Source organism: uncultured Lutibacter sp. (assembly GCF_937891065.1).
Lineage (GTDB): Bacteria > Bacteroidota > Bacteroidia > Flavobacteriales > Flavobacteriaceae > Lutibacter.
Genome location: NZ_CALAEQ010000181.1, coordinates 1 through 24661, shown reverse-complemented (window position 1 = coordinate 24661; position 24661 = coordinate 1). Strand labels below are relative to the sequence as shown.

18 protein-coding genes and 1 riboswitch are annotated in these 24661 nt (G+C 30.7%); of the genes, 9 read left to right on the top strand and 9 right to left on the bottom strand.

Going from position 1 to position 24661, the window contains the following annotated elements:
* Positions 1–793: TonB-dependent receptor (locus tag Q0352_RS09880; RefSeq protein ID WP_299527140.1), on the bottom strand; the 793-nt coding region annotated here is incomplete at its 3' end.
* Between the two features lie 27 nt (positions 794–820).
* Positions 821–1030: riboswitch (cobalamin riboswitch) on the bottom strand.
* 76 nt (positions 1031–1106) lie between these two features.
* Here Q0352_RS09880 and Q0352_RS09875 point away from each other — a divergent pair.
* Positions 1107–2237: an ABC transporter substrate-binding protein gene (locus Q0352_RS09875; RefSeq protein ID WP_299527139.1), complete on the top strand. Its 1131-nt coding sequence runs from the start codon at positions 1107–1109 to the stop codon at positions 2235–2237.
* Positions 2238–2268: 31 nt separating this feature from the next.
* Positions 2269–2832, top strand: a complete 564-nt coding sequence (locus tag Q0352_RS09870; RefSeq protein WP_299527138.1) for a hypothetical protein — start codon at positions 2269–2271, stop codon at positions 2830–2832.
* 45 nt (positions 2833–2877) lie between these two features.
* On the opposite strand, the gene Q0352_RS09865 is transcribed toward Q0352_RS09870, so the two are convergent.
* Together Q0352_RS09865 and Q0352_RS09860 are read right to left on the bottom strand one after the other, a co-directional pair.
* Positions 2878–5493, bottom strand: coding sequence for a DNA gyrase/topoisomerase IV subunit A (locus tag Q0352_RS09865; protein ID WP_299527137.1), 2616 nt, complete (start codon positions 5491–5493; stop codon positions 2878–2880).
* A 105-nt stretch (positions 5494–5598) separates the two neighbouring features.
* Positions 5599–7461 (bottom strand): DNA topoisomerase IV subunit B, encoded by a 1863-nt coding sequence (locus Q0352_RS09860; protein WP_299527136.1) that lies wholly within the window; start codon positions 7459–7461, stop codon positions 5599–5601.
* A 172-nt stretch (positions 7462–7633) separates the two neighbouring features.
* Here Q0352_RS09860 and Q0352_RS09855 point away from each other — a divergent pair, with 172 nt between their 5' ends.
* Positions 7634–8689 carry a hypothetical protein gene (locus Q0352_RS09855; protein ID WP_299527135.1) on the top strand — a complete coding sequence of 352 codons (1056 nt, stop codon included), beginning with the start codon at positions 7634–7636 and terminating at the stop codon, positions 8687–8689.
* Between the two features lie 170 nt (positions 8690–8859).
* Here Q0352_RS09855 and ychF read toward each other — a convergent pair whose 3' ends face one another.
* On the bottom strand, positions 8860–9954 hold the full coding sequence (gene ychF / locus Q0352_RS09850) for a redox-regulated ATPase YchF (RefSeq protein ID WP_299527134.1): 1095 nt from the start codon (positions 9952–9954) through the stop codon (positions 8860–8862).
* A 178-nt stretch (positions 9955–10132) separates the two neighbouring features.
* Between ychF and Q0352_RS09845 the strand changes: the two genes are divergently transcribed.
* Both Q0352_RS09845 and Q0352_RS09840 read left to right on the top strand, forming a co-directional pair.
* Positions 10133–11389, top strand: a complete 1257-nt coding sequence (locus Q0352_RS09845) for a sugar MFS transporter (RefSeq protein ID WP_367274627.1) — start codon at positions 10133–10135, stop codon at positions 11387–11389.
* A gap of 5 nt (positions 11390–11394) precedes the next feature.
* Positions 11395–14331, top strand: coding sequence for a GH92 family glycosyl hydrolase (locus Q0352_RS09840; RefSeq protein ID WP_299527132.1), 2937 nt, complete (start codon positions 11395–11397; stop codon positions 14329–14331).
* On the opposite strand, the gene Q0352_RS09835 is transcribed toward Q0352_RS09840, so the two are convergent.
* From Q0352_RS09835 to Q0352_RS09815, 5 genes are all read right to left on the bottom strand, one after another.
* The gene (locus tag Q0352_RS09835; protein ID WP_299527131.1) at positions 14321–16600 is read right to left on the bottom strand and encodes a glycoside hydrolase family 2 protein; all 2280 of its coding nucleotides are present in this window, start codon (positions 16598–16600) and stop codon (positions 14321–14323) included. The two genes, Q0352_RS09840 and Q0352_RS09835, sit on opposite strands and share 11 nt — an antisense overlap.
* Positions 16597–17292 (bottom strand): copper homeostasis protein CutC, encoded by a 696-nt coding sequence (locus tag Q0352_RS09830; protein WP_299527130.1) that lies wholly within the window; start codon positions 17290–17292, stop codon positions 16597–16599. The genes Q0352_RS09835 and Q0352_RS09830 overlap by 4 nt, the downstream gene beginning before the upstream one ends.
* Positions 17292–19559: a family 20 glycosylhydrolase gene (locus tag Q0352_RS09825; protein ID WP_299527129.1), complete on the bottom strand. Its 2268-nt coding sequence runs from the start codon at positions 19557–19559 to the stop codon at positions 17292–17294. Before Q0352_RS09825 ends, Q0352_RS09830 begins: the two co-directional genes overlap by 1 nt.
* Positions 19553–20545, bottom strand: coding sequence for an isoaspartyl peptidase/L-asparaginase family protein (locus Q0352_RS09820; RefSeq protein ID WP_299527128.1), 993 nt, complete (start codon positions 20543–20545; stop codon positions 19553–19555). Before Q0352_RS09820 ends, Q0352_RS09825 begins: the two co-directional genes overlap by 7 nt.
* 116 nt (positions 20546–20661) lie before the next feature.
* A complete protein-coding gene (locus tag Q0352_RS09815; protein WP_299527127.1) occupies positions 20662–21012 on the bottom strand; it encodes a 4Fe-4S dicluster domain-containing protein in 351 nt (116 codons plus the stop codon).
* 44 nt (positions 21013–21056) lie between these two features.
* Here Q0352_RS09815 and Q0352_RS09810 point away from each other — a divergent pair, with 44 nt between their 5' ends.
* The 4 genes from Q0352_RS09810 to Q0352_RS09795 all read left to right on the top strand — a co-directional run.
* Positions 21057–22118 carry an acyl-CoA reductase gene (locus Q0352_RS09810; RefSeq protein ID WP_299527126.1) on the top strand — a complete coding sequence of 354 codons (1062 nt, stop codon included), beginning with the start codon at positions 21057–21059 and terminating at the stop codon, positions 22116–22118.
* Between the two features lie 81 nt (positions 22119–22199).
* The gene (gene serC, locus Q0352_RS09805) at positions 22200–23270 is read left to right on the top strand and encodes a 3-phosphoserine/phosphohydroxythreonine transaminase (RefSeq protein ID WP_299527125.1); all 1071 of its coding nucleotides are present in this window, start codon (positions 22200–22202) and stop codon (positions 23268–23270) included.
* Positions 23271–23288: 18 nt separating this feature from the next.
* The gene (locus tag Q0352_RS09800) at positions 23289–24239 is read left to right on the top strand and encodes a D-2-hydroxyacid dehydrogenase (protein WP_299527124.1); all 951 of its coding nucleotides are present in this window, start codon (positions 23289–23291) and stop codon (positions 24237–24239) included.
* A gap of 120 nt (positions 24240–24359) precedes the next feature.
* The coding region (locus tag Q0352_RS09795; protein ID WP_299527123.1) for a DUF1015 family protein at positions 24360–24661 on the top strand (302 nt) is incomplete at its 3' end.

Below are 24661 nucleotides of genomic sequence, written 5' to 3'. Positions count from 1 at the left end.
TAAAGTCTTTATATTTTTCTTTTGCTGCTGAGGGATTTGGTAATTGACCGGAAAACTGCCTATTACCATTATATTTAGAAGTATAGAAACTAATTTTACTAAAATCTGATAATTTTTGAGCGATACTAAAACTAAAATCGGTATTATAATAGGCACCATTTTCGTTTCTTAAATTATAACCTAACCACTTGTAATTATTTTCAGATTCATTATAAGACAATCCAACTTTTATAGCTGTAGTTTCACTACCAAAAGAAAATTTATATAAATTATGATAGGTTTCAAAACTACCTGCAGATACAACTAATTGATTTTTAATATAATCTCCAAATTTTAATTCATCATTTAAATGAACAGTACCACCAATGGCTCCAGAGCCAAATTCAATACTTCCACCACCACTTCTTACATTAATATTATCAAACAAACCAACATTCAAAGAATTAAATCCGGTTTGACCATTATTAATTGAATTGATATTAATTCCATTCCAAATTACGGCTGTATTTGAAGCACTTGTACCTCTAAAACTTGCTGAACTAGTCCCTCCTGCTCCATATTCTTTCATATAAATAGGCGAGTTAAATCGCAATAAAGAAGAAAATGATTCTGTATTATGTTGAATTATTGAATCACTAATAGCTACTACTTTATAACCTTTTGAATGTTTATTTAATTTTATGGTTTGTAAATTAATAACATCCAATGAAATAATTGAATCTTTTTGAGCATACGAATTCGTGCCTACAAAAAAAATAGATAAAAAAAACAAAAATCTGCTAAACTGTATCATAGTTAATTCACTTTTCTCCCGAAAGTTTTAATTAATAAGATTTCTGGCAGGTCTCCTGGCTTGCGTATTGTTATTTACCTTCCCATTCATTTAGAACAGTGGCAAAAGTTTAATAACAATCATCGAATAAATTCGACTAAGCATACAGTTGCGGGTACAGCGTTGGATTTTAACCAACTTCCCTTTTCACTTATATATTATTAAGCATATATAAGAACCATAATCTTCGGCAAAAGTAATTAATTTAGTCAAATTAGGATCATTTATTCTAATTAAATTTCTAAAATAGTACATTTGCCAAAAATTAATTAAAATGAAGTTTATAGTCACCCAAATTTTAGCCTTACTATTTTTAACACTCTTATTTTCTTGTAAAAATGTCCCTGAAAAGCTTTCTTCTGAAGTAAAAATTGGTTCAGAAAACAAAATTAAATACGCAAAAGGTTTTGATATTCAACATTTTAAAGACTACACAAAAGTAACCATAAAAGCGCCTTATCAAGATTCTAAAGAAACTTTTGAATTTATATTGACGCATTCAAAAACAACAACTAATTTAAATACTATTCAAACGCCTATAAAAACAATTGTAGTTACCAGTACCACACATATTCCAATGTTAGAATTGTTAAGTGTTGAAGCCAACTTAGTTGGTTTTCCAAACACTAATTTTGTTTCTTCAGAAAAAACAAGGAGCTTAATTTCTAAAGGACAAATTAAAGAATTAGGGCACGAAGAAAATATAAATACTGAGTTATTGTTAGATTTAAAACCCGATGTAGTGATTGGATTTTCAATGAATAGCAATAATAAAATGTTTGAGGTTATTGAAAAATTTGGAATCCCTATATTGCTAAATGGCGATTGGCTAGAAGAAACTCCGCTAGGACGTGCAGAGTGGATTAAATTATTTGGAGTATTGTTTGAAAAAGAAAAACTCGCTGATAGTATTTTTAACAAGATTGAAAAAGATTATTTGGAAGCGAAAAATATTGCATCTAAAGCTCATAATAAACCTACAATACTATCAGGCGGACTTTTTAAAGATATTTGGAATTTACCTGCTGGAGAAAGTTTTGCTGCTGTTTTTTTTAAAGATGCAAACACAAACTATTTATGGAGTGACTCTAAAGGGAAAGGAAGTTTATCTCTTAATATTGAAAACGTATTTTTAAAAGGAAAAGATGCTGAAATATGGGTTTCACCAAGTTTTCATACTTCTTTAAATAATTTAAGGGAAGCTAATGCAGTTTATTCAGAATTTAAAGCATTTCAATCAAGTGAAGTGTACTCATATATGAATACAAAGGGTGAAACAGGAGGCATCATTTATTTTGAATTATCACCTACCAGACCTGATCTAGTGTTGAAAGATATTATAAAAATTGCACATCCTGAATTACTTCCTGACTACAATTTTACATTTTTTAAAAAATTTAATTAGTCAAAAAAAACATTTTAAACGCCTTTAAATTATGAGAAAATTGTACCCAAAATCAACCATAGATGAGTTATGTTATCCCTTTATTTATGAAGATTCATTATTGTGTGACTATGAAATAGTAACCGATGATTTAACAAGAATGGTAGGTTGGGCTATTAATGACCTAAGTATTTTAAAACTTGATTACCCTAATAATAACGACTTAAAATCCCTAGAAGATGAATTAAATTGGCTATTGCCGCTGTGTTATCATCTCAACGGTTCTATTAGAGGCACACTTGCAATTACTGAAGAAGACCACCTGCAACTACTTGAAAATTATAGAAATATAAAATCTATTACCCAAAAATCTATTTCAGGTTTTGTATTACCGGGAGGGGTTTCACCTGTAGGAATTTTAAATAAATGCTCTTCCATGTCAAAACAAGTCATTCGCTTAATGGTAAAATTACATAATGAAGAACACAAAGAAATTCCTAATATTCTTCCAAAATTTACCAATTTACTTTGTAATTACTTTTTTGCAGCAACCATACTAATTAACCAGATAACTGGTTATAAAGAAATTCCTTTTAAAAGTAAAAGTTATCAATAACTAATTTTAAATTAGCAGTATGAAAAGCTATACATATTCAACTATTTAAAACAACGCCGTTTGTCCGTCATCATTCTTACCAGCTGTTTTATCATCTAATGCTATCTCATCACTATCTATTACTTCTTCATCATTAACTTCTACATCTTCTATTTTAGAAGGTTCATAAGGCAATGGCAATAGCATATTTACTTGTTTAATTTTATCAGTAGTTAATTGATTTCCAAGCGCTTTAATTCCCTTTATTGCAATAAACTCTTCAAAATTCACCTCAATAGGTTCTATACTTCGTTTTGAAAATACAACTTCAGCCATTGGTCTGTAATCTGTTGTTACAATTTCTAATTGAGACTTTGGGTGTTCAGAAATAAAGCTTTCTTCTTTATTCGGATTGTCAATCATAAAACGTTTTATGAAATACTTTTCTTTATCACCATCAAAATAAATAACTGATATCGGTTTTTCAGGAACCCACTTTTCCAACACAATCATATGAGCATCAAAATGGGTAGTTAATTCTGGTTTTATCGTTTTTACAATCCCTTTCTGACTGATAATCAGCAATCTATCTTCACCTCTAAATTCACCTAATAATTCACCTCTATCATCAACATTTAAACGTTGAACTGTTTCGTCAAACCAAATTTTTCGCGGTTTTAACGTAGAAACTCCTTCCGATTTTAATTCAATTTTTTTAATGGCATATTTAGAAACTATGTTTCCTTTTGAACTTCTTCCTTTTATTGCTAAATCAGAAAAATCAATATCCCATTTCAGTTTTTTCACACCTCCAACTGCGCGCAAATTAACAGTAATAGTTTCAGCTTCACCATTAGGATTTGCGGTAAAGTAACGTACTACAGAAGCTTTGTTACCTGCTGTTAAGTCATATTCCTTATCGCGAGTTACACTGGTAACATTAAAACGTTTCATATAATTTGGCCCGCTTCTACCATCACTATAAATCATATTATAAACAGTGCGCTTGTCATTCTTTTTAAATACTGCAATATGAATAATATCTTTTCCTACAAACGTTTTAGCATCTACTTTTGTAATGAGCATAACACCATCTTTTCTAAACACAATTACATTATCAATATCTGCACAATCATCTACATATTCATCACGTTTTAAAGAAGTTCCTACAAAACCTTCTTCCCTATTTACATAGAGCTTTGTATTTCGCATTACAACTTTTGTAGCTACAATATCATCAAACAAACGAATTTCAGTTTTTCGTTCTTTTCCCTTGCCGTATTTAGTTTTTAATTTCTTAAAATAGTCAATTGCAAAATCTACTAAATTTGCTAAATAATTTTTTACTTCTGCAATTTTATCTTCCAGACTTTCAATAAATTGCTTTGCTTTATCAATATCAAACTTTGATATTTTTTTAATTCGAATTTCTGTTAAACGAACAATATCTTCTTCAGTTATAGCGCGTTTTAAATGTTTAATATGTGGCTGTAATCCTTTATCAATTGCTTTAATTACACCAGCCCAAGTTTCTTCTTCTTCAATATCACGGTAAATTCTGTTTTCAATAAAGATACGTTCTAAAGACGCAAAATGCCATTGCTCTTCCAATTCATTTAACTGAATTTCAAGCTCTTGTTTTAATAATTCAACCGTCAAATCTGTAGACAATCTTAATATTTCAGAAACTCCAATAAATACAGGCTTATTATCTTCAATAACACAACATAAAGGCGAAATTGGATTTTCGCAACTTGTGAAAGCAAACAACGCATCAATTGTTTTATCGGGTGAAATACCAGAAGGTAAATGCACTAATATTTCAACATTTGCGGCTGTATTATCTTCTATTTGTTTAATCTTTATGGTACCTTTTTCATTGGCTTTTAAAATAGAATCTATTAAACTTGATGTTGTAGTTCCAAAAGGAATTTCATTAATTACCAAGGTTTTTTTATCAAGTTGAGAGATTTTTGCTCTCACTCTAATTTTACCTCCACGTTTACCATCATTATAATTAGAAACATCAGCAATTCCACCAGTTAAAAAATCTGGAATTAATGTAAAACTCTTTCCTCTTAAATGTTTTATGGAAGCATCTATTAATTCATTAAAATTGTGTGGTAATATTTTTGTTGAAAGTCCAACAGCAATACCTTCAGCACCTTGCGCTAGCAACATCGGGAACTTTACAGGTAAATCTATTGGTTCTTTTCTTCTACCATCATAAGAAGATTGCCATTCTGTAGTTTTTGGATTGAAAACAACATCTAAGGCAAATTTTGACAAACGTGCTTCAATATAACGAGAAGCTGCCGCACGGTCACCAGTTAAAATATTTCCCCAGTTCCCTTGCATGTCAATTAGCAATTCCTTTTGTCCAATTTGAACCATTGCATCAGCAATTGAAGCATCTCCGTGAGGATGATATTGCATAGTATGTCCAACAATATTTGCTACTTTATTGTAACGACCATCATCCAAATCTTTCATAGAATGCAAAATTCTACGCTGAACAGGTTTAAAACCATCTCTAATACCTGGAACTGCACGCTCTAAAATTACATATGAAGCATAATCTAAAAACCATTCTTTATACATTCCCGTTACCTTGGTAATGGTTTCTTGGTTCCCAAATTCTTCGTTAATTTGATCGTTCAAATGTTCGTTATTTTCTTCCATTTAATTCACTTGTAATTCCTTAGAAATCATAAATCTATATTACTTTTATTCAAGTGATGAATTCCAGCTATCGCAGGAATGCATCTAAAATTTTTAATTGTAAATCTATTCTTCTATAGTATCTAATATATCTAATTCAACTTTTAAATTTCTGATGATAAATTTTTGCCTATCTGGTGTGTTTTTTCCCATATAAAACTCCAACATTTTATCAATTGGCATTTCTTTATCAAGCATAACAGGGTCTAAACGAATATCATCACCAATAAAATGTACAAATTCATCAGGAGAAATTTCACCTAATCCTTTAAATCGAGTTATTTCAGGCTTGCCTTTTAATGTATTCATCGCATCATGTTTTTCTTCTTGAGAATAACAATAAAAAGTTTGTTTTTTATCACGCACTCTAAACAAAGGCGTGTCTAAAATATATAAATGACCTTCTTTAATTAATTCAGGGAAAAATTGAAGAAAAAAAGTAATTAATAACAAACGAATGTGCATTCCATCAACATCCGCATCAGTAGCAATTACAATGTTATTATAACGTAATTCTTCCAAACCATCTTCAATATTTAAAGCTGCTTGCAGGAGATTAAATTCTTCATTTTCATACACAATTTTTTTGTTCATTCCATATGAATTCAGTGGTTTACCACGTAAACTAAATACCGCTTGTGTATTTACATTTCTAGATTTGGTAATAGAACCACTTGCTGAATCTCCCTCGGTAATAAACAAGGTGCTTTCTAAACGATTCTCTTTCTTTAAATCATTAAAATGAACTCTGCAATCACGTAATTTTTTATTGTGTACACTTGCTTTTTTAGCTCGTTCACGTGCTAATTTTCTAATTCCAGATAAGTCATTTCGTTCTTTTTCAGCTTGAAGAATTTTCTTTTGAATTTTCTCCGCAACGTTTGGATTTTTATGAAGGTAATTATCTAATTTCGTTTTCACAAAATCAGTGATATAAGTACGAACTGTAGGTAAACCATCACCCATTTCAGTTGAACCCAATTTTGTTTTTGTTTGACTTTCAAAAATAGGCTCCATTACCTTTACACTTACTGCAGAAACAATGGATTTACGAATATCAGAAGCTTCATAATTTTTACCAAAATACTCTCGTATAGTTTTTACAATGGCCTCTCTAAAAGCATTTTGATGTGTTCCTCCTTGCGTGGTATGTTGCCCATTTACAAAGGAGTGGTATTCTTCACTATATTGTGCTTTACTATAGGTTATTGCAACTTCTATATCATTTCCTAATAAATGAATTATTGGAAATAGTTTTGATTCTTCATCAATATTTTCATCCAATAAATCTCTTAAACCGTTTTCTGAAAAATATTTTTCACCGTTAAAAATAATCGTTAAACCTGTGTTTAAGTACACATAGTTTTTAATCATTTTTACAATGTATTCATTTCTATATTTGAATTTTGAAAAAATTTCTTTGTCTGGAACGAAGGTTACTTTTGTCCCTTTACGCTGTGTTGATTCGTGTGCTTTTTCTTCTAATGTAATATTTCCTGCTGAAAACTCTGCAAATGCCGTTTGGTTATCACGAATAGATTGTACTCTAAAATAAGACGACAACGCATTTACTGCTTTTGTACCAACGCCATTTAAACCTACAGATTTCTTAAATGCCTTAGAATCATATTTTCCACCGGTATTCATTTTAGAAACAACATCAACAACTTTCCCTAATGGAATTCCTCGACCATAATCCCGAACTATCACCGTTTCTTCTTTTACAGAAACTTCAATGGTTTTTCCAGCTCCCATCACATACTCGTCAATTGAGTTGTCTAATACTTCTTTTATAAGAATGTAAATACCGTCATCAGGTGATGAACCATCTCCTAATTTACCAATGTACATTCCAGGACGCATTCTAATATGCTCTTTCCAGTCGAGTGATCGGATATTATCCTCCGTATAATTTGTTTGTTCAGCCATTAAATTCTATAAAATTCTTGAAGAGTTGCTAAAGTACTATTTTGAGATATAATATAAAAAAAAGTCAGTTAAAATAGTTATTAACAGACTTTTTATAAAATATTTTATACAAATAGGGTAACAAAAAACTAACAACTGGTATATATAGATATATAAACTAAAATTATTTATTATGAAAAATTCAATTATTAAAATATCCGTATTCTTTTTTTTAAGTATTCTTTTTTTAAGTTGTGAAGCTGATGACCCAGCTACTCCAGCACCAAATGTTTGTGATAATGCTCAAATTTATTCGTTATCAACTACCGATCCTTATACTGGACTTACAGATTTAAATTCTAATGGGGCTGACGAAACGCTTGCTTGGGCTGCAACAGGTACCGTTGTTCCAGGAGGTTTAGGAGTTGCTATTTCTAATTCAAGTACTTCAACTTATAATTATGACAATGAAAGTTACCATTATTACAACTATCATAGTATGGAATTTATTAATATTAATTCAAATGCTACATTTAATAATGTTGTTTTAACAGGAGATGTTATCAACTGGAAATATAATGGAATTACCTATATAAGTGCTTTAGCTAACTATTATATGATTGGTGTAAACGTAACAGGAACTCCTTTTGCAACTGGAACTGTTGGTTTATTTGAAGTACTTAATATTAATACAGGATCTGTAGCTACTACTCCTACTATGACAATTGCTAGTTATACGGTAACTTTAGGTATGGAAGTATTGTTTTTACAGCTTCTTTCTGTTGCAACAGATCATAATGATATGGTTTATGTAGTATCTGGAAATGATATATTCCGTTTTGATTTAACTAGTGGTACTAGTTTTTTTACAACTCCTTTACCTGGTGCCTTTTATGAATATTATGGTTTAGAATATAATGATACTATTGGTAAATTGAATGCCATTCAGTATTCATATTCGGGGCCATCTTTATTTATTGTTGAAATTGATCCTATTTCTTTATTAATAAGTAGCACCTCAGCAAATTTAAATAATTTTATACCAACATTTGTTCCTGACTATTATAGTACAACTTTAAGTTGTGATGAAGACACTTATTTTATATCAACAAGGTCTGCAAATATTGATACTGACTTTTATACTGTTGACATTAGCTTTGGAGTTTCACCGCTAGCCGCAGCAAATATTACAAATTCAACAGTAACTGGTAATTACTATTTTGGATTAGAGAGCAATGGAAATAACTAATTTTTAAATATTTCCAAAAAAAAAATTGCCTTTAAAAAGGCGATTTTTTGTCATATTGAGCTTGTCGAAATATTTAAACTATTTGATAATCAACTTCGACAAGCTCAGTTTGACAAAACAAATTTCATTCACTTTTTAGACAGCCTCTTTAATTTTATATAAAATACGTGTTATACATTAAATCTAAAATGCATTACATCTCCATCTTTTACGATATATTCTTTTCCTTCAACTTTCATTTTTCCGGCTTCTTTTACTTTAGCTTCGCTTCCATATTTTACAAAATCTTCATAAGCAATAACTTCAGCTCTAATAAATCCTTTTTCAAAATCAGTATGAATAACTCCTGCTGCTTGTGGTGCTGAATCACCAATATTAATTGTCCACGCACGTACTTCTTTCACTCCAGCTGTAAAATACGTTTGTTGTTTTAATAATTTGTAAGCTGCTCTAATTAAAACCGATGCTCCAGGTTCACTTAAACCTAAATCTTCTAAAAATAATTGACGTTCTTCAAAAGTTTCTAACTCTGTAATATCCGCCTCTGTACCTACAGCTAAAATTATCACCTCTGCATTTTCATCCTTTACGGCTTCTTTTACAGCATTTACATAGTCATTCCCATTTACAGCTGAATTTTCATCAACATTACAAACATACAATACCGGCTTGTCTGTTATAAACTTTGTTGGTGTTATATATTCTTCACGCTCTTCAGTTGTTAATTCAATAGCTCTAACTGAAACTGCTGCTTCTAATCCTTTTTTTACTTTTTCTAAAACCTCTAGCTCTTTTTGAGCTTCTTTATTCCCAGTTCTAGCCGTTTTTTTAACTTTTTCAAGTTTTTTATCTAACGTTTCTAAATCTTTTAACTGCAATTCAAAATCAATGGTTTCTTTATCTCTAATAGGATCAATGGTAGTATCAACATGTATAATATTATCGTTATCAAAACAACGAATTACATGAATAATAGCATCGGTTTCACGAATATTTGCTAAAAACTGATTCCCTAAACCTTCACCTTTACTTGCTCCACGCACTAAACCAGCAATATCAACAATATCAACTGTTGCCATTTGCACACGCTCTGGTTTTACTAATTCTTCTAATTTTGCAACTCTACTATCTGGTACGTTTACAACACCAATATTTGGTTCAATAGTGCAAAAAGGAAAGTTTGCACTTTGCGCCTTTGCATTTGATAAACAATTAAATAATGTTGATTTTCCTACATTTGGTAATCCTACAATTCCTGCCTTCATATTAAAAAATTTTTGCGGTGCAAATATAGTATATAGTTTTGTTAATTTTTAGTCAATTTTAATATTATAAATAAGGCTATTTTTTTATACCTTTCAATCTTCATTTTTTAAACCTAAACCATTGGACACAACAAAGAAATACAACAAAGCATTTATTATATTAACGTCTCTATTTTTCATGTGGGGATTTATCACCGTTCTAGTAGATTCTTTAATTCCCAGACTAAGAGAAGTTTTTGAATTAACCTTCTTTCAAGCAGGTTTGGTGCAATTTGCATTTTTCATGGCTTATGGTTTACTTTCAATTCCTTCAGGATATATTTTATCTAAAATTGGCTATAAAAAAGGAATTTTATTAGGCTTAGGAATTATGGGCGTTGGATGTTTGTTATTTTATCCTGCGGCATCTCTAAGAATGTTTCCTTTATTTTTACTTGGATATTTTGTATTAGCTGGTGGAATGACTGTTCTACAAGTTGCTGCAAATCCGTATGTTGCTGTGTTGGGCTCTGAAGAAACAGCTTCAAGTAGATTAAATTTATCTCAAGCTTTTAATTCATTAGGAACAGCAATTGCGCCAGCTTTTGGAGCTATGTTTTTACTAAGTGATTCCATAAAAAGTAAAGCGAACATAGACTCATTATCTGATACCGTAAAAGAAGCTTATCTTATTAGTGAAGCATCAGCGGTTCAAAATCCATTTTTAGTATTGGCTGTCTCTTTATTATTATTAGCTTTTATTGTTTCATTTATAAAATTGCCTAATATTTTAAAGAAAAAGGAAGGTTTTGGATATGGAGCAGCATTAAAACACAAAGTTCTAAAAATGGGTGCTTTAGGTATCTTTTTATATGTTGGTGCTGAAGTTGCGATAGGAAGCTATTTAGTAAATTACTTTTTAGATATGAATTTAGCCGAAGTAATTAAAAATACGCAATGGATGAGAACTATTTCAGAAAGTATCATTCAACAAGATTTAGAGAATGTAGATAGCAAAGCAATTGTAGCTGCATTTGTAATATTCTATTGGTCTGGTGCTATGATAGGCAGATTTATAGGAGCATATTTAACTAAAATTATTGCTCCGGCTAAAGTGTTAGCACTTTTTGCAACGATGGCAATTTCATTATTAGCTATATCAATGTTAACAAATGGTTTGGTGGCTATGTTTTCTATATTATTGGTTGGTTTATTTAACTCAATTATGTTTCCAACTATATTCACACTTTCACTTAGCGGATTAGGAAATTACAAACCTCAGGCCTCAGGTATTTTGTGTACTGCAATTGTTGGTGGAGCAATTATACCTCCACTTTATGGCTATTTTACAGATCAATTTGATTTTAAACCAGCTTTACTTTTAATGGTGCTTTGTTATTTCTATATTTTTTACTTTGCCAGAAAAAGTAATTCCTATATTAAATCAAATTCATAAATAATATGAAATCTAATTTATATGTTCTGATTTTTATAGGTTTCATTTTTATTTCTTGTAAAAAGGAATCAACTGAAAAATTTAGTGAAAAATCAGCCTATGAATTGGTAAATCCGTTTATTGGAACTGGTGGGCACGGACATACTTTTCCAGGAGTCACCTTACCTTTTGGAATGGTTCAATTAAGTCCTGATACCCGTTTAACGGGTTGGGATGGTTGCTCAGGCTATCATAGTACTGATTCCATAATTTATGGCTTTTCACACACACATTTAAGTGGAACAGGAATTTCAGACTATGGAGATATATTATTAATGCCTTTCAATCATTCTAATAATATTTCATTGGAAGACATTGAAAATCAACAATTAATTCCTTCTGAATTCAAGAAAGAAACTGAAAGTGCAAATCCAGGCTATTATAAAGTTCATTTAGAGAACCCTAATATTGATGTTGAATTAACAGCTACAACTCGCGTTGGAATTCATAAATACACTTTTAATAAAGAAACAAGTAATAAAATCCTGTTAGATTTAAATCACAGAGATAAAGTGCTAAGTTCAGAAATAAATATAGAAAACAAAACTTCTATTTCTGGCTTTAGACAATCTGAAGCTTGGGCAACGAATCAGCATGTTTATTTTTATATGGAGTTTTCGGAGCCTTTTTTAGTTGATACAATTCAAAATGATTCGAAAAAAGAAACTGAAAAATTATATAAAGTAGTCACTTTTAATACGGGTTTAAAAGAAGTAATTATTAAAGTTGGTATATCAGCAGTTAGTGTTGAAGGTGCTAAAGAAAATTTAAAAAGAGAAGGCACAAGTTGGGATTTTATCAGTTACACAGAAAATGCAAAAACTGTTTGGACAAAAGCCTTAAACAAAATTGAAGTAAAAGACAAAAATGAAGAAAAATTAACCGTTTTTTATTCTGCTTTATATCATACGATGATTGCTCCAAATACATTTTCAGATCTGAATGGAAATTATAGAGGAATGGATAAAGAAATCCACAATGACACTCTAAACACAACCTATACGGTGTTTTCTTTATGGGATACTTTTAGGGCTGCTCACCCACTCTATTCCATTATTGAACAAAAACGTACCAACGAATTTATCAATACCTTTTTAAAGCATTATAAACAAGGTGGAAGATTACCAGTTTGGGAATTAAGCAGTAATGAAACAGAATGTATGATTGGTTATCATTCAGTCTCCGTTATTGCTGATGCTTACGCCAAAGGAATCACAAATTTCGATTCAAAAATGACTTTAGAAGCTATGATTTATGGTGCAAATCTGAATCATTTCGGATTGGAATCGTATAAAAAGTATGGATATATTAGAGCTGGAGACGAGTCAGAATCCGTTTCAAAAACATTGGAATATGCGTATGACGATTGGTGTATTGCTCAGTTTGCTAAAGCTCAAGGAGATACAAAAACATATGCTGATTTCACCCAAAGAGCACAATCTTACAAAAATAGTTTCGATCCAACCTCTACTTTTATGAGAGCTCGTTTAAATGGCGGTTGGTTTAAACCTTTTGAACCTTCAGAAGTAAACTTTAATTATACCGAAGCAAACTCTTGGCAATATTCATTATTTGTACCTCAAGATGTTTCTGGTCTCATCAAATTATTTGGTGGAAACGATAAATTTGAGCAACGATTAGATGATTTATTTACAACAAATTCAGAAACTACGGGTCGCCATCAGGCTGATATTACTGGTTTAATTGGGCAATATGCTCACGGAAATGAACCGAGTCATCATATGGCTTATTTGTACAATTTTATTGAAAAACCATGGAAAACTCAAGAGCGTGTTAAACAAATTATAGACGAGCAATATTGGAATGCTCCTGACGGACTTTCGGGCAACGAAGATTGTGGGCAAATGAGCGCTTGGTTTGTTTTGAGTGCTTCTGGCTTTTATTCCGTTACGCCCGGAATGAATTATTATGTAATTGGCGCACCAACTTTTAATGAAGTAACCTATCATTTAGAAAACGGAACGGTTTTTAAAATTAAAGCTAAAAATTTATCGGATGAAAATAGATACATACAATCCACTACTTTAAATAGTAAAAAATATACAAAATCATATTTGCTCCATCAAGATATTATGAATGGTGGCGAATTGGTTTTTAAAATGGGAAAAACACCTTCAAAAGAATTTGGCATTGGAAATGTTAATATTCCAATTTCAGAAATCACAGCTAATTTGATTGTTCCAGTTCCTTTTATAGATGCTGAAAAGAAAACTTTTACAGCATCTTTAGAAATTACCATAGGAAGTAATTGTACGGATTGTGATTTAAAATATTATATAGGTGAGCAAAAAAATTCTACTTGGTTAAAATATGAAAGTCCAATTAATATTACTAAAACTTCAACTATTACAGCAGTTGCAGTGAATAAAGATGGAATAAAAAGTAAACTTGTTACAAGTGAGTTTTTAAAAATTAAATCTGGTAGAACTATTACTTTAAATGCTACATATGACAATCAATACGCCGCTGAAGGAAATGGTGCTTTAATTGATATGTTAAAAGGAAGTAATAATTTTAGAACAGGTTTTTGGCAAGGATATCAAGGTCAAGATGTTGAAGCAATTGTAGATTTAGGTAAAATAGTAACTGTTTCAAAAATTTCAACTGGTTTTTTACAAGACAATCGATCGTGGATTTGGTTTCCAAAATATATTGACTTTTACTCTTCAACTGATGGTATAAACTACTCCAAGTTAAAACGAATTAAAAATGATTTCAATCTTAAACAAGAAGGTTCTTTTATTAAAGAATTTGGGTTTAAAACAACAATCAAAACTCGTTATGTAAAAATGATTGCTAAAAACTTTGGAGTTTGTCCAGATTGGCACTTAGGCGCTGGCGGTAAATCTTGGGTTTTTATTGATGAAATAACTATTGAGTAATTCTAACAACGTCTGTAAAAATAACATAATTAGCACTATCTTTTAAAACAATTTTCAACTCAAAAGTTTCTGAATTTGAAACATCAATTTTAGGTAGTTTTAGTTTAGTTTTTGAAAATGATTTCACAAAAAAGATTTGCTCTGAAATTATTTTTGAAGACTGTTTTTCGACCAATGAAACAGCTATTTTTCCTTTAAAATTCGAAACTAAATCAGAAATTATTTCAACCTCATTTTTCTCGTAATTTAAAACAGCAATTATCGATTTAAAATTTTCTTTTACGGTATTAAAAGCATCCTTTTCTTGACCATAATAATCTAAAATACTCCACGAAGGTCCAGGCCAACAATCGTTTAATTGCCAAAATAGCGTTCCCATACAATGGGGTGATTGTTGTCTGTGACTTTGAATAGCAGTTTGCAACGCAATTGTTTGCGTTTTCTGACTTTTTACAACAAAATCCTCGAAGGAAGTTGGTTTCTCAAACCATGTATTTATATGTTTGGATATTAAACCATTGCCAATATAACTTTTTTGTCTGTTCATCATTGTTTCAGATTGTAGCGACAAACTAGAATCTGAAGCAAACTTTTTTATTGTTTTCATAGATGGAAATGATTGAAAACCATACTCAACCATAAAGCGCCCAACATTCTTTTTATAATTTTTAAATGGTTCTTTTCCGTGCCAAACTCCCCAATAGTGCATACTACTATGGTTAAAATTTTCTGAAGTTCCCCAATTGCTTAAAGGAGAAGTACTCACATAATTAGCTTTTGAATCTAACTCTTTCAGCGTTTTCGGAATCAAATCATTGAATAACCTTTTATAAGAGTTCCAAATCTCAATAGAGTCCTTTTTAGTATAACCAAATTGCTGTTGCCAGCCCCAATTTTTCCAAGCAACTTCTATTTCATTATTACCACACCATAAAGCAATACTAGGATGCTTTTTAAGTCGGTTTACATTATCCTTTATCTCTTGTTCAACATTCCTTAAAAATTCAGCATTGTTTGGATATAAACTTCCTGCGAACATAAAATCTTGCCAAATTAAAATTCCGTTTTTATCACATAACTCATAAAAAATATCTTTTTCATAAATTCCACCACCCCAAACACGTAACATATTCATATTGGCTTTCACAACTTTTTCGATAATTTTATGATAAGCTCTATCAGTAACTCGAGGTAAAAAAACATCTTGAGGAATATAATTTGCACCTTTCATAAACAAAGGTTTGCCATTAATTTTGAAGTAAAAAGAAGTTCCAATAGTGTCTTTCTCTTGAATTAATTCAACTGTTCTTATTCCAAATTCATCAGTTTTACTATCAAGCAATTGATTTCCGTTTTTAAATTCAATTGAAATTCCATACAAGTTTGGTTTTCCCATTCCGTTTGGCCACCATAAATTAGGGTTTTCAATTTCTATTTTTTGTTGAATTGTTTGAGCACCCTTTTTATTTTTTACAGAAATAGTATTCAGCCTGTTTATCTCATTCTTATCTTTTAGGTTTATGAGTAATTCTAAATCCTTAGATTTAGTTCCTTCAACGTCTATAATTGCCGTTAAATATGCTTTATTATTACTAATTGAATCTGTCTGAACAAAAACATCCATTATTCGTGCTGTATTCCAAGTATTAATTTTTACATTTTTCCATATTCCTGAAGTTACAAAACGAGGTCCAAAATCCCACCCAAATTGATATGCTGCTTTGCGTGTAAACGGACTTACCTTCAAATCAACAGTTTCATTACCCGATGGTAATTTATATGGATAATTTTCAACTTTTTCACGATTAAAATTTAGAGGTGAAACAAACTTAACTTCTAACTGGTTTTCTCCTACTTTGGTAATTTTTTTAATGTCAGCTTTCCAAGTTCGAAACATGTTAGTTGCCTCTATTATTTTTTCTCCATTTAAAAAAACCGTTGCGTAAGTGTCTAACCCTTCAAATTCAATTTCTATATTTTCCTGAGAAAGCTGTTCTTTTGTTATATTTATAATCGTTTTATAATTCCAATTTTCAGTTTCTATCCATTGTAATTTTAATTCATTGGTTTCCCAAAAAGGATCTTCAATTAAATGATTTGCCAACAAATCTGTATGCACAACTCCCGGTACCGTTGCTTTATAAAAAGTAGCATCGCCTTCTTTTGCAAACTCCCAATTTGAATTTAATAAAACAGATGTTGCAGGTTCTTTTTCAGAACAAGAAATAAAGGAGATTATAAGAAATAAGATTATAATTAGTCTATTCATTTAAACAGATTTACAATATTATTTATTTTATCTTCATCTACAATCATTAATTCTCCCATTCCTAATTTAGTTATATTTTGAGTTGATTTCCGTGCTGTAAAATGTATATTATTAATCCCTGAATTGGCAATTTTCAAAACATTTGAAGCATTGATTCCGCTTCCTGCCATAATTTGAATTTGTTTTCCATAGTTAGTTTGTAACTCCGTAATAACATCTAATCCTTTCTCTGCAGTAGTTTGCAAACCTGATGTTAACAACCTATCGACTTTCATCGCTATTAATTTTTCTATAGCTTGTTGGTAGTTTGAAACAAAATCAAATGCTCTATGAAAAGTAACTTCTATATCTAAAGACTTCGCTAAATTAACCAATTCAATGTTCAAATTTGAAATTTCATGAGTTGAATTTAAAATACCAAAAACAACGCCTTTTGCACCTGCTCTTTTAGCTTTATCGATATCAACTTTCATTAATGCTACATCTATTTCTGAATAGAAAAACCCGCCTTCTTTATGTCGTATCATTACATGCACTTCAACAGTTGAATTTTGAACGCATTGTTGAATTAACCCAAAACTTGGAGTTAAACCACCTACTGATAACGCGGAACATAACTCAATACGTTTCACTCCATACTTTTCAGCAATTATAGCACCCTCAACACTATCTGTACATATCTCAAAATTCATTAGTTCACAAATATTTCATCAACAAAAAGCCAAGATTTCCCTTTGTAAAATTCATGCCATTCTGGTAACTGATCTAAATTTTCAACAAATAACTTCACATATCGCACAGTTTCTATAGGATTTACTTTTGAAAATGTTTCTAAGATTGTTTCTTTATTTTTAGGGTCAACTTTAGATATAACAGTGCCCCAATTTTTCCAAGTAATACCATCAACCGAAGTTTGAAAAACAACTTCTTTTGGAGTTAAAATCCACGACAATTGTTTATGTAAAAAATTAGCACCTATCTCTGTTATTTCAATTTCTTTCCCTAAATCAATAACACATTCTATATCAGTTCCTAAAAACCCTTGCCAATTACCGTCTCTTATATTTTTAGAGCCCATTTTTCCATCTAACAAAGCCTTTTCACCTGATGCTTTATATATGTCCTTATATAGATATTCTTGCTTAATTTCACTATTTATAGCTTTGTGTAATTTAAAACCTTGCAATAAATTAGCTCCATATTTTATATCCTTTTTTAAAGTTTCAATTTCTAACACTGCTGATTTATCTAATGAAATAACTGAAGGTGTTTCAACAAATATGGTATCACAATCTTCACAATTCCAACGGTAATTCGTTTTAAAATCTTTATGCTTTGTGACTACTTCAATTTGAACTTTATCTACTTTCAAAGTACTTTTTAAACTTACTGGTATAAACTCTAAACCATAATTAACGTGAAGAGCTTCTAATAAACCATATTGATTTTGAACTCTATTATAAAATTCTAGAAAATCTCTATCTTTTGGGTAGGTCCAAAGCACCTCACTCATTGCAAATATTCTTGGAAATACTTTTGAATCTAAATTCTCTTCATCAGGAATTCGTTCACTCCATAAATTACACTCACTTCCAATTATAAATTGATGCTTTTCTGGTGCTAATTCTGATGGAATCGGATTGAAATTATATACTTTTTCTAAATCAGTTGTTTCAATTCCATAATCAAAATAACAATGTGACGTTGGCGACATAATTGCAAATTGATTGTTATTAGCAGCTACAATTCCTCCGTTTTCACCTCTCCAACTTTGTACTGTTGCAGTTGGTGACAAACCACCTTCTAAAATTTCATCCCAACCAATTAGTTTTCGATTATTTTTATGAAGAAATTTCTCAATACGTTGTATAAAATAACTTTGAAGTTCATGTTCATCAGCCAAATTTTCATCTTTAATTCTTTTCTGACATTTAGGACAAGCTTCCCATCTTAATTTTGGTGCTTCATCACCTCCAATATGAATATATTCTGACGGAAACAACTCCATAACTTCAGCTAATACATCTTCTAAAAAAGTAAATGTTTTTTCATTTCCTGCACAATAAATTTCTTTAAAAACACCCCACTCATTTGTAACTTCTACAGTATTTCCAGTACAAGACAACTCAGGATACGCAGCTAATGCAGCCAATGAATGCCCTGGTAATTCAATTTCAGGAATTACCGTAATATGTCTTTCGGTAGCGTATGCTACAATTTCTTGTATTTGCTCTTTTGTATAAAAACCACCATAAATAGTACTGTCTTTTTGTACTCTAAACGCTCCTATTTCAGTTAGTTTTGGGTATTTTTCAATGGCAATTCTCCAACCTTGATCTTCGGTTAAATGCCAATGAAAAACATTCATTTTATACAAAGCCAATAAATCAATGTATTTTTTTACAATAGCAACTTCAAAAAAATGTCTTCCGCTATCGAACAACATTCCTCTATGTTTAAATTTTGGAGCATCTTTAATTGAAATTAATGGCAATTGCCACGCATCGCGTTTTATGTTTTTATGAAAATCATCTACAAATAATTGTCGTAAAGTTTGAATTCCACGCATTACTCCTTCAGAGGAATTTCCAATAATTTCAATTTTAAATTTTGAGATAACGATACTATAACCTTCTTTTGAACTTAACTGTCCGTTAAATTTAACATCTTCTTGTAATAAAATAACATTTTGAAGCTGTGAAATATCATAGTCATTAACTATTGTAGGTTTAAAATTAGAAGAACCTTCTATTAATTTTTGTAGATATGTAGCTTCAGTTACTAAGTTTTCGCTAGTTGCTATTTTTATGTTTTTATCAATATTAAAAAACCCATCTACTTGAGATAATTCTATTGGTTTTGGGATTAAAAATGAAGCAACATCTTTTCTAAATTCAATATTGGTTTTACAAGAAATTAGCATTAACATGCTTATTACAAATACTACTTTTCTTACCATTCTCTATTATATTTTGCGTCAATCATTTCATTTTGTGTAGCAGTATGAATTGCATAATTAAAACCAGCATAAACACTATAGCCACCTGATTCTCCAAATTTATTAAGTGCTAAAAAGCCAACTTGTAAGTTTGTTAAATCTTTATGCTTTTTTACAACTCTATTTACAGCTTCTTTACACGCATCAGTTGGAGACATTCCATTACGCATTAACTCAACAACAATGGCGCTTCCTGCAATTCTAATTACAGCCTCGCCCATACCTGTTGCACAAGCCGCACCAACTTCATTATCAACAAATAAACCTGCGCCAATTATAGGGGAATCTCCTACTCTGCCATGTAATTTATAAGCCATACCACTTGTCGTACAAGCACCCGATAAATTTCCGTTTTCATCTAAAGCTAATAAACCAATGGTGTCATGATTTTCACTATTAATAACTGGTTGATATTTTGATTCCTCCTTCCATTTCTCCCAAGCCTGTTTTGACTTTTCTGTCAATAAATTGGTTTCTTTAAAACCTTTTTCTAATGCAAATTGTTTTGCTCCTTCTCCTACCAACATCACATGTTGTGTATCTTCCATCACTTTTCGCGCTACTGAAATAGGGTTTTCAATATCTTGCAAACAGGCAACGGCTCCACAATTATTTTCGTGATCCATAATGCAAGCATCCAATGTTACTTTTCCATCTCTATCAGGCAAACCACCTAATCCAACACTTGTATTATTTGGGTCTGATTCTGTGATTTTTACACCGGCTTCAACAGCATCTAAAGCTGATCCTCCTTTTGATAAAATTTTCCAAGAGGCCTCATTGGCTTCCAATCCATGATTCCAAGTAGATACAACTATTGGTTTTTTAATATCTTTTTGAAGTTTACTATCACTAACATTTTCCTTTTCTGAAGTTAAACAAGAACTTGTGAATACAGCTGCACTTCCTAAAGCAGTAAGTTTTATAAAATTTCTACGTGTTTTCATTAAATAATACTTTTTAAAGACACGTTGAAGTACGTGATTTTTTTGCACGTATACAAAGTAGAAATAAAAAATCCCAAAAATATTTTTTTTTGGGATTTAAAGTATTTTCAATTTAATTATTCTTTATGCAGAAATTGTTGCTTCGCTAATAATACTTCTGCTGTCTCTTCATTCTCTTCATCAGGGACACAACAGTCTACTGGGCAAACTGCTGCACATTGAGGCTCGTCATGAAAACCTTTACATTCGGTACATTTATCTGCAATAATAAAATAGACTTCATCATCTTTTGGTTCTTGCAGTTCATCTGCATTAACTGTTTTTCCGTTTGGTAAAACTACGTTTCCAGAAAGTGTTGTACCATCTGAAAATTTCCAATCTTCTGCAGCTTCATAAATTGCATTGTTCGGACATTCAGGTTCACAAGCTCCACAATTTATACATTCATCGGTTATTTTTATTGCCATACTATTATTTAGATTATTTTTGCAAATATAAAATTAAAATTAAAATGAATTTAGAGCAACGTATTGACGCTTTTGCTAAACTTGGTGAATTTCTAAAACAATTTAGTACTATTAAAATTGAGAAAGTTGATGATTCTGAATTCAATACATTATTTTTTGATGCTTTTGAAATGCAAATTAATAGAGCACATGAATTTAACGGCTGGTTTAACAAACCAAATGTTTTAAAAGCATTTGAAAGCTGGAGTGAAGCCCTGTCAATAGAAAATTTAAAAAAATGGACTTCAAATTATACTTTTAATGAAGATATAACTCCGAAAAATGTAGCAATTATTATGGCTGGAAATATTCCACTCGTAGGATTTCATGATTTTTTATCGGTTTTAATAAGTGGACATCAGGTTATTGCTAAACAATCTTCAAACGACAAGCATTTTTTACCTTTAATTGCTAAATTTTTAGAATATTACAATCCCGAATTCAAAAATAAAATAACTTTTACTGAAGGAAAATTAACCGATTTTGATGCTGTGATTGCAACAGGAAGCAATAACACTGCACGTTATTTTGAACATTATTTTGGAAAGTACCCTAATATTATTAGAAAAAATAGAAATTCTATAGCTATTTTAACTGGAAAAGAAACTCAAGAAGAACTGGAAGGTTTAGGAGAAGATATTTTTCAATATTTTGGTTTAGGTTGTAGAAGTGTTTCAAAAATTTATATTCCTGAAAATTATAATTTCGAGTTGCTTTTTAATGCATTGTACAAATACAACGACATTATAAACTATAAAAAATACGAAAATAACTACGATTATAATAAGGCTGTTTACTTAATGAGCTTGTTTAAATTACAAGAAAATGGTTTTATAATGTTAAAAGAAGATGAAAGCTTTTCCTCGCCTATTGCAACATTATTCTATGAATATTATGATTCTTTTAAAATTTTAACAGAAAAATTAGCATTAGAAAAAGATAAAATTCAATGTATTGCATGTAATGAAAATAGTGTGAATTTTGTCAAATTAGGTCAAACACAACACCCAGAATTATCGGACTATGCTGATGGTATTGACACTCTAGAGTTTTTGTTAAATATCTAACACATTTTTACATTTAAAATAGGTGTTTTAGCTCTTTTTTTACGAAATTTGCGTAAGAATCTAATTCATATTTTAAAAAAAATGAAAAAACATAATTTTAGCGCAGGTCCATGTATTTTACCTCAAGAAGTTTTAAAAAAATCAGCTGAAGCCATTATTGATTTCAATGGCTTAGGTTTATCTTTAATTGAAGTCTCTCATAGAGGGAAAGACTTTGTTGACGTCATGGAAAAAACACGTAGTTTAGTAAAAGAATTACTAAATCTACCTGAAGGTTATTCCGTATTATTTTTACAAGGTGGTGCAAGCCTTGAATTTTTAATGACTCCTTATAATTTATTAAAAGAAGGTGGTAAAGCAGCATATATAGACACTGGTGTTTGGGCTGCAAAAGCAATAAAAGAAGCTAAGTTATTAGGTGATATTGAAGTAATTGCTTCATCTAAAGATAAAGTTTACAATTATATTCCTAAAAATTACGCTGTTCCTACTGATGTTGATTATGTACATTGTACTTCAAACAATACTATTTATGGAACGCAAATAAAAGAATTTCCAAAAACTGATAGCTTGTTGGTTTGTGATATGAGTTCTGATATTTTTTCTAGAGTGTTAGATTTTACTAAATTCGATTTAATTTATGCTGGTGCTCAAAAAAATATGGGCCCTGCAGGTACAACTTTAGTTGTTATTAAAGATGAAATTTTAGGTAAAACGGGTCGTACTATTCCAGCTATGCTAGATTATCAATCACATATAAAAGCAGACAGTATGTTTAATACGCCTGCAGTATTTCCTGTATACGTTTCTATGCTAACTTTAGAATGGATGAAAGGTTTAGGTGGTGTTGCAGCCATTGAAAAAATGAATGAAGCAAAAGCAGCTATTTTATATGCTGAAATTGATAGAAATCCTTACTTTAAAGGATTTGCTGAAAAAGAAGATCGTTCACTTATGAATGTTACTTTTAATCTTACCAATGAAGATGCTAAAGAAGCTTTCGATAAACTTTGGAATGCAGCTGGAATTAGTGGAATTAAAGGTCACAGATCGGTTGGAGGTTACAGAGCAAGTATTTATAATGCAATGCCAATTGAAAGTGTGCAAGTGTTAGTTGATGCTATGCAAGAATTAGAAAATCAATTATCATAACTAAAAAAATAAGAAAAAATGAAAGTATTAGCAAATGATGGTATCGCTACAAGTGGTGTTATGGAACTTGAAGCTGCAGGTTTTTCAATAGATTTAAATACAATTCCTCAAGATCAGCTTGTTGAATATATAAATAAAAATGAAATTTCAGTACTGCTTGTAAGAAGTGCAACTCAAGTACGAAAAGATATTATTGATAATTGCCCTTCTTTAAAAATTATTGGTCGTGGTGGTGTTGGAATGGATAATATTGATGTTGATTACGCACGTGAAAAAGGATTAAAAGTAATAAACACTCCTGCTGCCTCTTCACATTCAGTAGCAGAACTTGTTTTTGCTCATTTATTTGGAATGGTACGTTTTTTACACGAATCTAACCGAAATATGCCATTAGAAGGAGATACAAAATTTAAGCAGTTTAAAAAATCTTATGCAAAGGGAATTGAATTAAGAGGTAAAACTCTTGGAGTAATTGGTTTTGGAAGAATTGGACAAGCTACAGCTAAAATTGCCTTAGGTTTAGGTATGAAAGTTGTCGCTTTTGATCCTTATTTGGATTCAGTAAATTTAGAACTTCAATTTTTTGATCATCAAGCATTATTTTTCCAAATTAATACTATAACCAAAGAAGAAGTATTAAAGCAATCAGATTTTATTTCGTTGCACGTTCCTTCACAAAAGGAATATGTAATTTCAACCAAAGAATTTGAAATTATGAAAGATGGTGCTTTTATAGTAAATGCTGCTCGTGGTGGTGTTATTGATGAAGTTGCACTTGTAAAAGCTATTGAGTCAGGTAAAATTGCTGGTGGAGCTTTAGATGTTTTTGAAAAAGAACCAACTCCGGAAATTCAATTATTGATGAATCCTGCTTTATCATTGACTCCTCACATTGGAGCTGCAACTGGTGAAGCGCAAGATAGAATTGGAACAGAATTAGCTCATCAAATTATTGAAATTTTGAATTAATTTAAATTTTGAATATATTTTAAAAAAGACTGTTAAATTAACAGTCTTTTTTTGTATCTAAAAAAACCAAAAAGTGTAACTTTGAAAACATAAAAATATTGAACAATAAATTTTAAAACTATGGCAATAATAAAACCATTTAAAGGAGTTCGTCCTCCAAAAAATAAAGTAGAAGAAGTAGCTTGTTTACCTTATGATGTTATGAATTCTGAAGAAGCTAAACAAATGGCTGAAGGCAAAAAAGCATCGTTATTACGTATTACACGTGCTGAAATTGAATTTGAAAGCGGGACTGATTCTCACGATGAAAAAGTATATTTACATGCAAGGTCTAACTTTGATGCTTTTCAAGAAAAGGGTTATTTAGTACAAGACAACGTGCCTAAATACTACGTTTATGCACAAACAATGAACAACAAAAC

What these genes read in the sequence shown, in the direction of transcription:
- Q0352_RS09810 (WP_299527126.1), top strand. Translation starts at nt 21,057, where the DNA reads ATGAATTTAGAGCAACGTATTGACGCTTTTGCTAAACTTGGTGAATTT.
- Q0352_RS09870 (WP_299527138.1), top strand. Translation starts at nt 2,269, where the DNA reads ATGAGAAAATTGTACCCAAAATCAACCATAGATGAGTTATGTTATCCC.
- Q0352_RS09875 (WP_299527139.1), top strand. Translation starts at nt 1,107, where the DNA reads ATGAAGTTTATAGTCACCCAAATTTTAGCCTTACTATTTTTAACACTC.
- Q0352_RS09800 (WP_299527124.1), top strand. Translation starts at nt 23,289, where the DNA reads ATGAAAGTATTAGCAAATGATGGTATCGCTACAAGTGGTGTTATGGAA.
- Q0352_RS09825 (WP_299527129.1), bottom strand. Translation starts at nt 19,559, where the DNA reads ATGGTAAGAAAAGTAGTATTTGTAATAAGCATGTTAATGCTAATTTCT.
- Q0352_RS09860 (WP_299527136.1), bottom strand. Translation starts at nt 7,461, where the DNA reads ATGGCTGAACAAACAAATTATACGGAGGATAATATCCGATCACTCGAC.
- Q0352_RS09820 (WP_299527128.1), bottom strand. Translation starts at nt 20,545, where the DNA reads ATGAAAACACGTAGAAATTTTATAAAACTTACTGCTTTAGGAAGTGCA.
- Q0352_RS09815 (WP_299527127.1), bottom strand. Translation starts at nt 21,012, where the DNA reads ATGGCAATAAAAATAACCGATGAATGTATAAATTGTGGAGCTTGTGAA.
- ychF (WP_299527134.1), bottom strand. Translation starts at nt 9,954, where the DNA reads ATGAAGGCAGGAATTGTAGGATTACCAAATGTAGGAAAATCAACATTA.
- Q0352_RS09855 (WP_299527135.1), top strand. Translation starts at nt 7,634, where the DNA reads ATGAAAAATTCAATTATTAAAATATCCGTATTCTTTTTTTTAAGTATT.
- Q0352_RS09840 (WP_299527132.1), top strand. Translation starts at nt 11,395, where the DNA reads ATGAAATCTAATTTATATGTTCTGATTTTTATAGGTTTCATTTTTATT.
- Q0352_RS09845 (WP_367274627.1), top strand. Translation starts at nt 10,133, where the DNA reads ATGTGGGGATTTATCACCGTTCTAGTAGATTCTTTAATTCCCAGACTA.
- serC (WP_299527125.1), top strand. Translation starts at nt 22,200, where the DNA reads ATGAAAAAACATAATTTTAGCGCAGGTCCATGTATTTTACCTCAAGAA.
- Q0352_RS09865 (WP_299527137.1), bottom strand. Translation starts at nt 5,493, where the DNA reads ATGGAAGAAAATAACGAACATTTGAACGATCAAATTAACGAAGAATTT.
- Q0352_RS09835 (WP_299527131.1), bottom strand. Translation starts at nt 16,600, where the DNA reads ATGAATAGACTAATTATAATCTTATTTCTTATAATCTCCTTTATTTCT.
- Q0352_RS09830 (WP_299527130.1), bottom strand. Translation starts at nt 17,292, where the DNA reads ATGAATTTTGAGATATGTACAGATAGTGTTGAGGGTGCTATAATTGCT.